The organism is Psychrilyobacter sp. (genome assembly GCF_049671765.1).
In the GTDB taxonomy this organism is placed as follows: Bacteria; Fusobacteriota; Fusobacteriia; order Fusobacteriales; family Fusobacteriaceae; genus Psychrilyobacter.
In genome coordinates, this window is sequence record NZ_JBATVM010000200.1 from 1 (window position 1) to 15642 (window position 15642).

At 28.9% G+C, this 15642-nt stretch carries 10 protein-coding genes; 6 read left to right on the top strand and 4 right to left on the bottom strand.

The window, feature by feature from the left end:
* The first annotated feature begins 828 nt into the window (after window positions 1-828).
* Together WBG30_RS09860 and WBG30_RS09865 are read left to right on the top strand one after the other, a co-directional pair.
* Window positions 829-2607: a polysaccharide deacetylase family protein gene (locus WBG30_RS09860; protein ID WP_424504485.1), complete on the top strand. Its 1779-nt coding sequence runs from the start codon at window positions 829-831 to the stop codon at window positions 2605-2607.
* Between the two features lie 157 nt (window positions 2608-2764).
* Window positions 2765-3331, top strand: a complete 567-nt coding sequence (locus WBG30_RS09865; RefSeq protein WP_424504486.1) for a nitroreductase family protein — start codon at window positions 2765-2767, stop codon at window positions 3329-3331.
* A 44-nt stretch (window positions 3332-3375) separates the two neighbouring features.
* On the opposite strand, the gene WBG30_RS09870 is transcribed toward WBG30_RS09865, so the two are convergent.
* Together WBG30_RS09870 and WBG30_RS09875 are read right to left on the bottom strand one after the other, a co-directional pair.
* Window positions 3376-5694, bottom strand: coding sequence for a patatin-like phospholipase family protein (locus WBG30_RS09870; protein WP_424504487.1), 2319 nt, complete (start codon window positions 5692-5694; stop codon window positions 3376-3378).
* 8 nt (window positions 5695-5702) lie between these two features.
* A complete protein-coding gene (locus WBG30_RS09875) occupies window positions 5703-8273 on the bottom strand; it encodes a CBS domain-containing protein (RefSeq protein ID WP_424504488.1) in 2571 nt (856 codons plus the stop codon).
* Between the two features lie 410 nt (window positions 8274-8683).
* Here WBG30_RS09875 and WBG30_RS09880 point away from each other — a divergent pair, with 410 nt between their 5' ends.
* From WBG30_RS09880 to WBG30_RS09890, 3 genes are all read left to right on the top strand, one after another.
* Window positions 8684-9640: an ABC transporter substrate-binding protein gene (locus WBG30_RS09880; protein WP_424504489.1), complete on the top strand. Its 957-nt coding sequence runs from the start codon at window positions 8684-8686 to the stop codon at window positions 9638-9640.
* Window positions 9641-9816: 176 nt separating this feature from the next.
* Window positions 9817-10683, top strand: a complete 867-nt coding sequence (locus WBG30_RS09885; RefSeq protein ID WP_424504490.1) for an ABC transporter permease — start codon at window positions 9817-9819, stop codon at window positions 10681-10683.
* A gap of 1 nt (window position 10684) precedes the next feature.
* Complete coding sequence (locus WBG30_RS09890; protein WP_424504491.1) at window positions 10685-11476, top strand: ABC transporter ATP-binding protein; 792 nt, start codon at window positions 10685-10687, stop codon at window positions 11474-11476.
* 171 nt (window positions 11477-11647) lie between these two features.
* Here the strand turns inward: WBG30_RS09890 and WBG30_RS09895 are convergent, their stop codons facing one another.
* Window positions 11648-12712, bottom strand: coding sequence for a YibE/F family protein (locus tag WBG30_RS09895; RefSeq protein WP_424504492.1), 1065 nt, complete (start codon window positions 12710-12712; stop codon window positions 11648-11650).
* A 403-nt stretch (window positions 12713-13115) separates the two neighbouring features.
* On the opposite strand from WBG30_RS09895, the gene pnp reads away from it, so the two are divergent.
* Entirely contained in the window at window positions 13116-15266 is a 2151-nt protein-coding gene (gene pnp / locus WBG30_RS09900; RefSeq protein WP_424504493.1) for a polyribonucleotide nucleotidyltransferase, read from the top strand.
* A gap of 56 nt (window positions 15267-15322) precedes the next feature.
* On the opposite strand, the gene WBG30_RS09905 is transcribed toward pnp, so the two are convergent.
* A partial coding sequence (locus WBG30_RS09905; RefSeq protein ID WP_424504494.1) for a hypothetical protein occupies window positions 15323-15642 on the bottom strand: 320 nt, incomplete at its 5' end.

Below are 15642 nucleotides of genomic sequence, written 5' to 3' on the forward strand. Positions count from 1 at the left end.
AATAAATCCAAATCTTTTTTTCTTTCTTCATATAGTTCAACTTTTCTCTCTGTGTTTTTATTGATGTTTTCTCTATATAAATACTGCTTTAATTCCAATATTGATAATATATAAAAAATAATAAAAATTTCTATATGATATATAATAAAAAAATATTTTATATAATTAAAAAAAAGTATTATTTCATAGTAGATTTTAGAACTGTAAATAATAAAAACTAAAGCTAGTATAGTAAAACTTATTTTATATAACATTTTAATTTTTTTCAGATTTATTGACGAGTTCATTAAATAAAAAAGTGTTAATAAAGTTAGAATGACAAATAAATTATATATGGAATATTTCAAAGTAATTGTTTGTTGATATTTCCAAAGTTTTTCATTAATCACTATTTTTAAAATTAATGAAATATAAATAAGATTACAGAATAAAATTATTCTATTCATATCTATTTTAAAGCAATTATTTATTTTAAAAAAAACACATTCTTTTAAACTATTTTTGATTTCCATACTTCTCCTTTTTGTTTGATAAATAAAAATTCAAAGCGAAAAGGTTAAAGGCTTTTTTTCACTTCTTTTAAACACATTATACTACTTTTATAATTTAAATTAAAGTTTGACTAAAATAATGTGGAAAAAAAGTAAAATTAAATAAAAAAATCCTTTTACAAAAAATATTATATTTCTACTTCTATAGTTTTTAAACCTATAAAACACAAAAATTTCCTACCAATCAGAAAATCAATTTATGGTATAATAAACCTATAAAATAGCAACGTGACGTTGCATCTAAAAAAATCAAAAACTAAATTCAAGGAGGAATTTAATGAATATATTGATGGCATTATCTCAGCTAGAAGTTACAGGAGCTGAAGTATATGCAGTTGAAATAGGAGAAAAATTAATAGATAGGGGGCATAATTTATATTTTGTTTCCGATACACTAACAAAGAAAAACAGAGGTGAATATATCCCCCTTGCATTTAACAAGAGAAATATCTTCCAAAGGGTAGATCAAGTAATAAAATTAATAAAAATCATAAAGAAAAATAAGATAGATGTAGTCCATGCACATTCCCGTGCTTCTGCTTGGAGTACAGAGATAGCCTGTAAATTTACAAAAACTCCATTTATAACTACTGTTCATGGGATGCAACATGTTTCTAAGCATAGAAAAAGAAAACAACCAATCGGATGTGGATATGCAGTTTGCGAAAACATCCAAAAAGATTTAATAGAAACCTTTGATGTAGTTCCTTCTACAATTAAAGTTCTTAGAAACGGGATAGATCTAACTAAATTTAAAATCTCGGTCCCTCCTAAAAACTCAAAAAAAGTAATATCTATCATTGGTCGTTTATCAGGCCCTAAAGCAGATATAACTTATAATCTTCTCTCTAATTCAATTGATTTAGATAAATATATTGTAAATATAATCGGTGGAAAAGAGATTCCCGAAAGATTTAATAAATTTAAAGATAAAGTAAACTTTACAGGATATATTGATAATGTCTATGAATATATGGCTAATTCCGATCTAATTATAGGAGCAGGAAGGGTAGCTATGGAGAGTTTACTCATGGGGAGACCTACTCTAGCTATTGGAGAAGCAAAAGAAATTGGCATAATAGATGTAGATACAGTATCTAAAGCTTTAGCTTCTAATTTTGGAGATGTAGGAGATAGAACACCCCATGATTTTGATTGGAATTTTATTAAATCAGAGATAGAAAATGGAGTAAAATTAAATCAAACTCCTACAGAGGTAATAGATCTTATCACAGAAAATTTTAATATCGATAAAATTGTAGATATTTTAGAAAAAACATATCAAAGAGAGTGGGTACGAGTAAACAAATATGATATCCCTGTGATCATGTACCATAGAGTAATAAAAGATCTAGATACAGAATCTGGAAAACACGGTACCTATGTGACTATCGATCAATTTAGAGACCATATGGAGATTTTAAAGAATGGAGGTTATATCCCTATTACTTTTGGTGATCTAGCTAATATTCCTATCCATAAAAGATTTGAAAAAAAATATGTTATGCTAACTTTTGATGATGGTTATATAGATAATTATACATATGCACTCCCTATCCTAAAAGAATTTGGATTCAAAGCTATCATCTATCTAGTTTCTAACAGAACCTATAATAAGTGGGATGTGGATTTAACCGATGAAAAAACTTTTAAAATGATGGATTTATCTATGTTAGAGGAGATGAGAGATACTGGTCTCATTGAATTTGGAGGTCACACTCTTAGTCATCCAAGGTTATCTGAATTAAATGATGCTCAGATGAAAGAGGAAATATTTAAAGATAAAGAGATTACTGAAAATAAATTAAATATAAAATTAAATTCCTTTGCCTATCCCTATGGAGATTTAGATGACAGAGCTAAAAAATTAGTTATTGAAATTGGATATCCATATGCAGTTTCTACTGATTCAGGTTCGTATTGTCTCAGTGATGATCTCTTCCAAATTAGGAGAATAGGGATCTTTCCTACTATTACAAATTTTGGATATAAAAGAAAAATCCATGGAAATTATAATTTTATCAAAATAAACAGAGAAAAGAAAAATAAAAAGTAATGTGATATTGTGTCTATTAAATTTTAGTCATATTAAAATTTAATAGATAAAACATTAAATAAACATTAAAATAAAATTTATACCCTTCTTACTATTGACATATGACGTATTTTGAAAGATACTTTTAGTAGATATGTTTATAAAGGGGGTAATATTTTTGATTGATAAATTAATAAGACAAACAAGATCTTTTAGAAGTTTTGAAAAGGTGAAGATCAATAAAAAAGAGTTAGAAGAAGTTATTGAAATTGCTAGATACTCTGGTTCTGCTAGAAATGCACAATGTATAAGATATGTTTTAATATCAAATGAAGAAATTTGTAGTCAAGTTTTTCCACATACTAAATGGGCTGGTTTTATAAACTGGAGTCCTAAAGAGGATGAATCTCCATCAGCTTATATTCTAATGTTAAACGAAAAAAAGATAGGTATTAATGAAGCTTTATTTAATTTTGATATGGGAATCGCCAGTCAAAATATCATGTTAAAGCTAAGAGATATGAAGTATGGTGGCTGTCTTCTCGGTGCATATAATAAACCTATTATCAAAGATCTTTTAGAGATCTCTGATGACTATGATTTAGGAGTCTTAATCGCTATTGGAAAACCAAAAGAATCTGTAGAGGTTATAGATACTACTTCTGATACAAGATACTTCAGGTCAAATAATATCCATTATGTTCCAAAATTAAAAAATTCAGATCTTATTATAAAAAATATATAACATAAAAAAATGAGGCTTTACCTTTTGGGTTCAGCCTCATTTTTTTAAAATACATATCCCATATTAACTGATATTATTGCACTTTTAGAAGAATCTGCATCATTAGTTGCTGAAAGTTCTATTGGCCCAAAAATAGATTTATAACCTAAAGTTATCCCATATCCACTTTCAAATTTTTTAAATATCAAGTTGTCGCTATTATTTATTAAGCGATTATCCTCTACACCAGTATAAGATAATACATTAATTTTAGCTAATACATATATATTTCGATAGATCATATATTGTGCTCCTAACTGACCTACTACAAATTGAGAAGCTAACTCTCGCATCATATTATAACCATAAAACGAAATATAATTATTGTCCAAATCGTTGTTTATTCCCCCTATTTTAAAATGATTTCCTAAAGGAATATCCTCACCAGTAATCACTCCTCCACTTAAAGAAGCATTCAATGAAAGTTTTGAAGTTAACGGTATATAACCTTGTATTATCGCTAATTCACTATAATATTCAACATCATCACTCCCTACTCCCCCGACTTCGTGTCTAGCTTGTAAATAACTACCCTTGGTAGGATAGATCGAGCTATTTTTTCTATCTAAAACAAGCTTTAAATAGACTTCTTGATATATATAGTTTTGAGTTAAAAGTTTTTTATATTCATCAGATCCAACATCAAATTCATTTTTAGTATCTATATATTTCACTCCAGCGGATAGATCAAATTGCCTAAATAATTTAGTTGTTAAACTAAGATCTATAAACTTATTCTTCTCTGTAGATTCAGCTTTTAAACTTCTTTCATCATAGATATATAAAGGATTTTCCTCATATCCAAAATTTAAATTCACTCCTATTTTATTTTTTTCTCCATAATACCAAAAGTTATCAAATTCAAAAGTTTTATAATCTCCTACCTCAACTTCTAAAGATGTTACCCTACCTATTTTCCCTATTTTTGTAAGATCTGTTCCTATAGCTAATTTTGCTCCTACATCAGAATTATAGTTTGCTCCAACTCTTATAAAATTCAAATCATTTTCATCTACACCTATGTTTAATGTAGACCCATCAATTGTATAGTAAGATTTTTCAATATATGGCATAGCATAGAGTTTCATCATTAAACTTTCCAAATCTTTATAACTTACTTTTCCTGGAATTTTTTTGTTCAAATGATCTTTTATTATTTCATTTTTGATCTCTTCTCCTAAAAATTGAAAATCATTAATTTTAATTTTGTCTATGTATACTTCCTCTAAAGTTCCTCGGTTTCGATTTTCTTTTTCTATATTTAAGATTTCATATTTTTTTAATTCTTTCAATTTTTCTTTAGTTGCTGACTCCCCTTTAGATATTAGGGTGTCAAAATTATCAAAATTTGTCGCATCCTCTAATTTAACATCAGGATCTATTATTACAGTTGCTAATTCCCTTTGCTTTTCTGTAGATTCTTTCCCTCTATATGTAGAAATTTTACTTACTACAGTCAATAAATTATATGTTAATTGATTTATTTGAGGAGCCCCTACATCACTAGCAATAACAATATCTGCTCCTGCTAAAAAAAGGTCTTCCACTGGTAAATTCCTAGAAACCATCCCATCTATGTAAACTTTATCCTCTATTTTTACAGGGTCATATATAGTAGGAATTGCCATACTAGCACTTACAATGAGAGCCAAATCTCCATGGTCAAAACTTTTAGCTTTTCCTGTATTAAAATCTGTTGCAATTACCCGTAGAATAGGTTTAAATTCATTAAAAGATTTTACATCTTTTACATCCCAAAATAACTCTTTTAATTTTAAATATGATTTTTCTCCTGTTAAAACTCCCTTTGGAAGACTAAAATTTAATTTATTATCATAAGTTACTGAAGCAAAATATTTTTCAGATTTAAATTTTTCTTCCAATGGAATATCTATTCTCATAGGATCATTAGACAATCTATATTTCCAGTCCATAGTTTTCACAATAACTTCTATCTCATTTGGGCTATAGCCTACTGCATATAAACCGGCTACAATCCCTCCCATACTAGTTCCACTAATGTAGTCTATGGGGATATTATTTTCCTCCAAAACTCGAATCACTCCTATATGAGCAAATCCTTTAGACCCACCTCCACTTAGAGCAAGCCCTACTTTAATTCTTTCACCAGATTTTTTTTTCTTCATGATTGATTTTTTTAATTTTTCCAATTCCATTATTTGAGATCTCTTTAATTCAATCTTTGAATCAATAGTCGAAATTTCTATGGGATTTTCTTTAGAAGATAGCGGTTTTGACTCTGTTTTTAGAGTAATAACAAAAATATTGTATATCACTAATATGTATAAAAAATTTATTTTCATCTCTCCTCCTACATTTTTAATATTTTTTCCTTTGTTGGTTCTTTCATATCTAGTTGCTTCATAAAATAATCATTTAGTTTTTCTTTGAATTCTACCCCTGGTAATTCTCCATTTTTCAGAAGATCCTTCCCACTAATAAGAGGTTCTATTTTAGATAAGTTATAGATATAATCTTCTATTTTTATTTTTATTTTTTCATTTTTATTTTGAATATAAATAAGAGTTATTATTTCCATCGATATATTTTTCAGTGCATTATATATATCTGATTTTTTATCTACTGAATCTAACTTCTCAAGTATTCGTTCCCTTATTAATATACCATAATCATACTTTTCTATAAATTTATTTGAAAAATTAAATTTTTTAAACACTAAATCTAACTCTTTTTTCTCTAAATTTTCTAATATAATCAAAAATACCAATAGCCACCTTTTAACCTTTACAAAATCTAGAAGTTCCTTAAAATTTTCTACTTTTCCTATATTTTCTTTCATCTCCAAGTCATATTCAATGTTAGGATTAATTTCACTAAATACGTTATATTTATTTAAAAATTCCATCCCTCTAGTTAAATTTTTATCCGAAAATAAAATTTCTAGTTCCTGTTTAACTCGAGGCCAAGATATTTTTTTCAAAAACCCATCGCTTATTGCATTTTTTAAAAAGATCTCTGTATCTTTCCCTAGTTCAAATCCATATCTAGCAGCAAATCTAAATGCCCTTATTATTCTTGTAGGATCTTCTATAAAACTCAAATTATGTAAAATTTTAATTTTTTTATTTTTAAGATCATCATAGCCACCATAAAAATCAATTAGTTTCCCAAAATTATAACTATCAATCTCCAACGCCATGGCATTTATACTAAAATCTCTCCTATACATATCATCTCGAATATTTCCATATTCCACTACTGGAAGTGAGGTTGGGTACTCATAATATTCCAATCTTGAACTAGCTATATCTAATTTTAAATCTTCGTTAACTACTACCATTGCTGTTTTAAATTTTTCGTGTATTCTTATTTTTTTTGCCTCTAGTACATCTTTTAATTCAATAGCAAATTTTATCCCATCTCCCTCTACTACTATATCAATATCTTTATTATTTATTCCTAAGATAAGATCTCTTACAATCCCTCCTACTAAGAAGACTCTTTCTTTTCTTTTCTTTGATACCGCTTCTATAACTTTCAGTAATTTCAAGAGTTCTTCTGGCACAACCTCTTCTATATCATTTTTTATTTCCGATTCAAACTTTAATTTTTTTGCTTTTCTTACGGGGTTTTTACTGTAGATAGATTTTAATATATCAGTTCTAGTTACTATTCCAAGTATCTTTCCTTCACTATCAACTATAGGGACCCTTCCAATTCCTTTTTCTACAACAAGAGCTTTTAATTCTTCAACACTAAGATCTAAATTTGCTGTAATTACTTCTGAAGTCATATAAGCACTTACAGGTGCATTTGAAAATCCATGATTTAGAGCTTTGTCTACACTATTTCTTGTGATTATTCCTACAATTTTCCCATCTTCTACAATGGGCAACCCACCATATCCCATCCTATACATTATCTTATAAGCAAGTTTAATTTTAGTACCTTTTAAAATTGTTTTAACTGGCACATTCATTATATCTATAGATTTTTTACTAGGCTTAATTACCTTCTTTATTTTTTTTTTAATATCAGCATATAAATTTTCTATATTTTGATCTCTAATTATACCAGAAACAGCATATTCATGCCCTCCTACATTATAATCTTTTAAAATTTTAGCTACATTTATTTTATTTGAAGATCTTCCTATAATACTTACTCTTTTATTATTTCCACATAAAATAACACACAAACTGGATTTCCCTAGATACTGTATCTTATTTATCAACTCATCCATACCAAAAATAAAATCATCACTTTTATAGTATGTTAGTTGTGCTACCTCTCCATCTATCTCTATGAACTCCGAATTTTCAATAAGTTCTATAAATATCTCTAGTTGCTCTTTTTCTAATCCTTTTTGAACATATTCATTGACCTTGGATAAATTTCCATTCTTTTTTAATAAATAAGATGCCATCTCTAAATCTTTTGGAGTGGTACTGTCAAAACTAAAATTTCCTGTGTCTTCATAGATGCCCATAAGACCTATAGTAGCTTCTATCTCCTCAAATTTAATATCCGGATCATTGTCTAAAAGAACTTCTAATATATTAGTTGTATTAGATCCATAATTTTTTCTGATAATCTTTCGATTTTTTATATCATTTTCACTAATTTTATGATGATCATAAATTATAACTTCTACATCTTCTCTATCTAATAGTTGTTCGAATAAACCTATTCTATTTTTCTTTGAAGTGTCTACAACTATTAGTTTAGTTACTTTATCCATGGAAATATCTTTTATTTTTTTCACCTGTAAAAAATTTTGATATAGATTAACAAAAGCTTTTACACTTTTTCCAATATGTCCTGGAAAAACCAATATCCCATTAGGATATAATTTTTTTATCAAAACCATAGAGGAAAGTGCGTCTAAATCTGCATATATGTGACAAGTTATTATTTCCATCTCTACCACCCTATATATTTTATGTTTATATTTAATATAATTATACACTTTTATCTATTTTTTTCTAACACTTTTCAAAAAAAATAAAAATTATATTGACAATTATATTATATTTATTATATGATTACTCAAATAAAAAATTAAATGGAGGTGACTATTATGTCTAAGAGACTTACTTGGTGGTGCAAAAACGATTCTAATAAATTTAATACCGAATTATTAAGTAAATCTGTTTTTGACCAATAGTTGCTGTAGTTATATATAATTTCAAAATATATCTAAGAAAATAATAACAATATTGTTGTTTTTTAGATACAAAAAAATTATTATACAGAAGAGGTTAATCCTAATGGGTTAATCTCTTTTTTATTATTTTAAAAAATAAAAATAAATTAAAAAGGAGCAAGAAAATGAAAAAATTAATTTTAGGAATCATTTTAATCATGAGTTTAGTAGGGTGTAAGGGAAAAAATAAAGAGGGTAAAGAAACAGTGAATATCTCAGAACAAATAAATATTGGTATCACTCAAATTGTGGAACATCCATCGCTAGACTTAATTAGAAGTGGAGTAGAAGACGCTCTGAAAAATAGCAAATACAAAGATAAAATTGTATTTAACTATCAAAATGCTCAAGGAGATTTTATAACAGCTCAGACTATAGCAGCTCAATTTAATGAAAGTTCTGACATTATAGTAGCTATCACTACTCCTAGTGCTCAAGCAGCTTTAAATAAAGTACATGAAAAGCCACTTTTTTTTACAGCCGTAACTAACCCTGTAATAGCAGGATTAAAAGGTGAAAATATCACAGGAGTCAGTGATATGTCTCCAGTAAGAGAACAAGTAAAATTAATAAAAGAATTACTTCCTAAAACAAAAACAATAGGAACTATATATACTACCAGTGAAGCTAACTCTACATATCTTACAGAAGAGTTTAGTAAAGTTGCAGAAAAAGAAGGGTATAAAGTCATTGCTAGAGGGATCACTAATGTTACAGAAATCGCTTCTGCCATGGATAGTTTGTTAGGAGAAGTTGATGCACTCTATACTACAAAGGATAATAATATTGCGTCGGCTTATAGCCTTATCATAGATAGAGCTAACAAAGCGGACCTTCCTGTTATCGGCGCTACCAAAGATTTTACAAAGGCAGGGGCTCTAGCTTCATCTGGAATATCAGAATATCAAGTGGGATATCAGACTGGAGAGATGGTTATAAGATATTTAAATGGAGAAAAAATAGAAAATATGCCCATAGAATATTTAAATAAATCAGAAATAACTATCAATGAAAAACAAATGAATAAATATGGAATTTTACCCAATAAAGAACAGTTGAAAAATATGGAAATTATTAAATAAGTAATATTTTATACTAATAAAATTTAAAAGCTCAGACACAAAGAATATCTAAATTTTCATAAACTGTGTGTACGGAACACATTATAGTTGGTATAAATTTACCATAGTGTGAAAGTATAGTAAATAAAAAAAGGAGGGTTATGATAGAGCTCATATGTTTATCATACAAATAAATTATGTTAATAGGGACTATTGAACAGGGACTAATTTTTGCAATAATGGCTTTAGGACTATATATATCCTATAAAATATTAGATTTTCCAGATCTTACTGTAGATGGGTCTTTCCCAATGGGGGCTTCTATTGTATCTATCCTTATTATAAAAGGTTTCAACCCAATTTTAGCTTTAGGAGTAGCATTCATAGGTGGGTCCCTTGCAGGATTTATAACAGGATATATCCACATCAAATTTAAGATTACAAATCTCTTGGCTGGTATCATTGTTATGACAGGTTTATATAGTATCAATCTTCGAATAATGGGTAGATCCAACATCCCATTATTTGGAGTTGATAACATTTTTTCAAACAAATATAATTTTTTTATTATATTATTTATTGTTCTCCTATCTAAATTCTTTTTAGATTATCTACTAAAAACAAAGTTTGGATTTTCTCTCAGAGCTTTAGGTGACAACGAAACATTAGTTATATCTTTGGGAATAGACCAAAAAAAATTAAAGATAGTTGGTCTTATGTTAGCCAATGGACTAGTAGCTCTATCTGGTGGAATCTTAGCTCAATATCAAGGATTTTCTGATATCGCAATGGGGACAGGTACTATCGTTACGGGACTTGCATCTATCATCATTGGAGAAAGCGTCTTAAAAAAAGGAAAGATGTTTAATATCACAACCATCGTAATTGTCGGTTCTATTCTATACAGATTTATAATATTAGGCTCGCTCAAAATAGGCTTTAATGCTAGTGATGTAAAACTTATTACTGCAATCCTTACTGTTGGAATTATGGCATTTAAAGGTAAAAAATTAAAATTAACGTTCCCGTTACTATTTAAAAAGAAATTAGGAGGTGGATTCTAAAATGCTCAAAATTAATAATTTAAATAAATCATTTCATTCTGAGTTAGGCACTGAAAAAAAGGTTTTTAAAGGATTAGATTTTCAATTAAATCATGGTGACTTTGTGTCTATCATTGGTAGTAATGGTGCTGGAAAATCTACCCTTCTAAATATAATTATGGGAAACACTAGTCCAGATAGTGGAAAGTTATACATAGAAAATAAGGAATTTACAAATTTGGCTAGTTACAAAAGAAATACCTTTATCTCTAAAGTATACCAAAATCCTACCTTGGGAACTGCACCATCTATGACAATCTTTGAAAACCTTTCCATGGCAGATAACAAAGGAAAAAAATTTAACCTTACTCTTGGTTTAAATAAAAAAAAGAAAGAGATCTATAAAAACATTTTAACTGAGTTAGGTTTGGGACTAGAAAAACAATTAGATACGGAAGTTGGCCTACTATCTGGTGGACAGAGACAATGTCTTGCTCTTATTATGGCAACTTTAAATAAACCAAAAATATTACTATTAGATGAACATACTGCTGCCCTTGATCCCCAAACATCAAAATTAATCATGGAAAAAACAAAAAAAATAGTAGAGGCTAATAATATACCAACCCTTATGATAACTCATAATTTAAGTGATGCTATAAAATATGGGAACAGGTTAATTATGCTCCACGAAGGTAAGATCATCTTGGATTTTAAAGATTCAGAAAAACAAGATCTTACCCCTGAAAAACTCCTTAGAATATTTCAAACCAAGAATACTACTATCAAAGATGATGAACTTTTTAGTCTTTAAAATTTTTTCTTTGATCCTCTCTTGGCTATCGCCACTCTCTCCCTCTCAGGGGGAAAGAACTTTATAAACAAGATAAAATTGAAAAAATAGAAGTTTTGACTGTATTTTACAGGCAAAACTTCTATTTTTATTATTATATAATTTTAATATAAAAAAATTGAAAATTTAGTATTATTTTTCTTTATTTTCTACATGAATTTTAGAAGCTAAAAATGAAGTCAGGGGAACAGCTATGAGTATCCCTATACTTCCACAAAAAGCTCGTAAAAATTCTACTCCTACAAATTCAAAGTTTAATATCCTAATATTTGGAAAATCATTTTGCTGTATAGTAAGGATCATTATTGTAAAAAGTGATCCCCCTATATAAGCTAGTATAAGAGTGTTTATCATGGTTCCTATAATATCTCGTCCTATACTCATTCCAGAGTTATATAGTTCCAAAGATGTAATATTTGGTTTATGGGTTTTTATCTCTGAAAGAGCTGAGGAAATAGACATAGATACATCCATAACTGCCCCTGCACTTCCTATAATTACCCCTGCTGATATCAGTTCCTTTAGATTAATATTTTTTAGAAGGGATGCATAGTTAATACTTTCTATAGTTGTATATCCTGTAAGACCCATAGTCTTTGAAAAAAATATAGATAAAATACCTGCAAAAATAACTCCTCCTAAGGTTCCTAAGATAGCTAGAATTCCTTTGGAGTTAAATCCAGTCATGAAAAATATAGTAACTACAGAAGATATCGATAAAATAATTATAGCAATCAAAATAGGTGAAAATCCTAATATGATCCCAGGTATCATAAATTTAAATATTAAAAATCCTGTTATTCCTAAAGAAATTATAGCCTTCAAACCCTGTTTTTTTGCTATAAAAAGTGTCAATCCTAAAAAAAGTGTAACTAAAAGGTAGATACTTCCCCTCCTATCCCTTTCAACAATATAATATCCATCTGTATCCCTATATATGACTACATTCATATTGGGTTTAAAAGATAAATTATGTTGTTTTTCCTTATAAGTAGGATGCTCTATCATTAATATTTTACCTTTCTCCTCACCTTCCATTATTTCCACTTGAAAATCCGTTACAGAAGTAAGGTAATCATCATCTATTAACTCTTCTTCCTTTAATATAGACAGTATCTTCCCTTTTATATATGTTTCATTTGCAAAAATAGAGATACTCAAGATAAAAAATATCCCTATAATTAATTTTTTTTTCATATTCTCCTCCATATTCATTAGTCTTTATATTTTAACATAAAATTTCATTCTTAGCTCTCTCTCAACTTTAAAAATTTTAAGCCCCCTTATTACAATCAAAATAATCTTTATCTAAGGAACTATTTTTTTTCTTTTAATAGTGGTAAAATATAGTTTGAAAGTTCTTTTTAAGCCTTTACTTAAAGAAGATAGGGTGATATAATTACTAGCAATAGGAGATAAATAAGTAGTAAGAGACAAAAATATAAATTCAAAAAATTATATTTTTACCCCTTATTATTTTGTGTCTCCTATTGAAATAACCGAATTTTTACACTTTATCTAATTAGTATTTGGTGGTAAAAATTCAAAATATAATGTAAGGATAATGCCCTGTGCTTATCCAATATAATAGGAGGAATATATGTTTAATGAAAAAAACATGGAGTTAGAAATTGGTGGAAAAGTAATAAAAATGTCCACTGGAAAATTAGCTAGACAAGCTGGAGGTGCCGTATTAGTAGAGTGTGAAGGAACTGCATTACTAGTAACAGCAACTAGAAGTAAAGGTCCTAGAAAAGGAGCGGACTTCTTCCCATTAACAGTTGATTTCGTAGAAAAATATTATGCAGCTGGAAAAATGCCAGGTGGATTTATGAAAAGAGAAGCTAGACCTTCTACAAATGCTACATTAACTGCTAGATTAATAGACAGACCAATCAGACCAATGTTCCCAGAAGGATTTAACTATGATGTACATATTGTAAATACAGTAATGTCATATGACGAATCTTGTACTACTGATTACCTTGGAATCATCGGATCATCAGCAGCATTAATGGTTTCTGATATTCCTTTCTTAGGACCTGTATCAGCAGTTACAGTTGGAAGAATCAATGAAGAATTTGTTTTAAATCCAAGCCCCGCTCAGTTAGCTGAAAGTGATTTAGAATTAACAGTAGCAGGAACAAAAGAAGCTGTTAACATGGTAGAATCTGGAGCAGCTGAATTATCTGAAAAAGTTATGTTAGATGCAATTTTATTTGCTCATGACAACATCAAAAAAATATGTGCATTCCAAGAGGAATTTGCTGCATTAATAGGAAAAGAAAATATTGAATTTGCTGCACCTGCAATCGACGAAACTGTTAAATCATTCATCGATGAAAAGGCAACTGCAAGATTAAAAGAAGCTGTATTAACAATCGGAAAACATGCTAGAGAAGATGCAGTAGATGGATTAGAAGCTGAATTATTAGAAATATTTACAGCTGATTATATGGAAAAAACTAAAGAAGAAGAATTAGATAAAGCTTTAGCATTTGATTTCGCTAAATACTATCATGATCTTATGAAACAATTAGTAAGAGAAGCTATTGTTTATAATAAGCATAGAGTAGATGGAAGAAAAACAAATGAATTAAGAGATCTTTTTGCAGAAATAGATATCTTAACTCAACCTCATGGATCAGCAATGTTTACTAGAGGAGAAACTCAAGCAATGGTTTTCACTACTCTAGGAACTAAACATGATGAGCAATTAATCGATGGATTAGATGAAACTTTCTATAAGAAATTTTATCTTCACTATAACTTCCCTTCTTACTCAGTAGGAGAACCTGGATTCATGAGAGGACCAGGAAGAAGAGAATTAGGTCATGGAGCATTAGCTGAAAGAGCACTATCTTACGTATTGCCTACTGAAGAAGTATTCCCATACACAATCAGAGTAGTTTCTGAGATCACTGAATCAAACGGTTCATCTTCTCAAGCAAGTATCTGTGGTGGATCATTATCACTTATGGCTGCTGGAGTACCTATCAAGGAACATGTAGCTGGAATAGCTATGGGTCTTGTTAAAGAGGGAGACGACTATGTAGTTTTAACTGACATCATGGGATTAGAAGATCATTTAGGAGATATGGACTTTAAAGTAGCTGGAACTTCTAAAGGAATCACAGCACTTCAAATGGATATCAAGATCACTGGAATAGATGAAGAAGTTATGAGAATAGCTTTAGAGCAAGCATTAGTAGCAAGAACACAAATATTAGGTGTTATGAACGCAGCTATCCCAGCTCCTAGAGCAGAATTAGCAGCTACAGCTCCTAGAGTGTATCAAATGCAAATCGATACAGATAAAATATCTGCATTAATCGGACCTGCTGGAAAAAATATCAAAGGTATCGTAGAAGAAACTGGAGCTAAAGTTGATATCGATGATACTGGTAAAGTATTAATCTTTGCTGTAGATAAAGATGCATTAGATAAAACTGTTGAATTAGTAAATGGATATGTAAAAGATGTTGAAGTAGGAGAAATCTACACTGCTAAAGTTGTAAAAGTAGCTTCATTTGGAGCATTTATGCAAGTAGCACCAGGAAAAGATGGATTATTACATGTTTCTCAAATCTCTCATGAGAGAGTAGCTAATGTAGAAGATGTATTACAAGTTGGAGATGAATTTGAAGTTAAAGTTATCTCAACTGAAAAAGGAAAAATAAGCTTAAGTAGAAAAGAATTATTACCTAAGCCAGTTAAAAAAGTAGAAGTAAAAACTGAAGAAACTAAGTAGGTTATAGTAAAAGGGTTTAGCACAATTTTGTGCTAAACCCTTTTTTTTATATTACACTAAATTACTCTTCCATCTTTATAATTAACTGGATTTTTTTCTTTTAAGAAAAAATGTAGAATAGTCGCTATCACTCCTAATAATCCACAAAACAAGAAAGAAGTTTCCAAAGATCTATCTGCTGAAATTCCAATGAGTGGATTAATACCAGAAGAAACAATACTTCCAACCATAGAATAAAGAGATAACATAACAGCTCTATTATTAGTTTTTATTGAATTATTTTGAATAGTCATCACCATTGGTTCTAATAAACCTCGAGAAAGACTAACAATTGCCATTAAAAATATAGTAAAAACTGGATTACTGGTTAAGGCTA

What these genes read in the sequence shown, in the direction of transcription:
- WBG30_RS09860 (WP_424504485.1), top strand. Translation starts at nt 829, where the DNA reads ATGAATATATTGATGGCATTATCTCAGCTAGAAGTTACAGGAGCTGAA.
- WBG30_RS09885 (WP_424504490.1), top strand. Translation starts at nt 9,817, where the DNA reads ATGTTAATAGGGACTATTGAACAGGGACTAATTTTTGCAATAATGGCT.
- WBG30_RS09875 (WP_424504488.1), bottom strand. Translation starts at nt 8,273, where the DNA reads ATGGAAATAATAACTTGTCACATATATGCAGATTTAGACGCACTTTCC.
- WBG30_RS09895 (WP_424504492.1), bottom strand. Translation starts at nt 12,712, where the DNA reads ATGAAAAAAAAATTAATTATAGGGATATTTTTTATCTTGAGTATCTCT.
- WBG30_RS09890 (WP_424504491.1), top strand. Translation starts at nt 10,685, where the DNA reads ATGCTCAAAATTAATAATTTAAATAAATCATTTCATTCTGAGTTAGGC.
- WBG30_RS09870 (WP_424504487.1), bottom strand. Translation starts at nt 5,694, where the DNA reads ATGAAAATAAATTTTTTATACATATTAGTGATATACAATATTTTTGTT.
- WBG30_RS09880 (WP_424504489.1), top strand. Translation starts at nt 8,684, where the DNA reads ATGAAAAAATTAATTTTAGGAATCATTTTAATCATGAGTTTAGTAGGG.
- pnp (WP_424504493.1), top strand. Translation starts at nt 13,116, where the DNA reads ATGTTTAATGAAAAAAACATGGAGTTAGAAATTGGTGGAAAAGTAATA.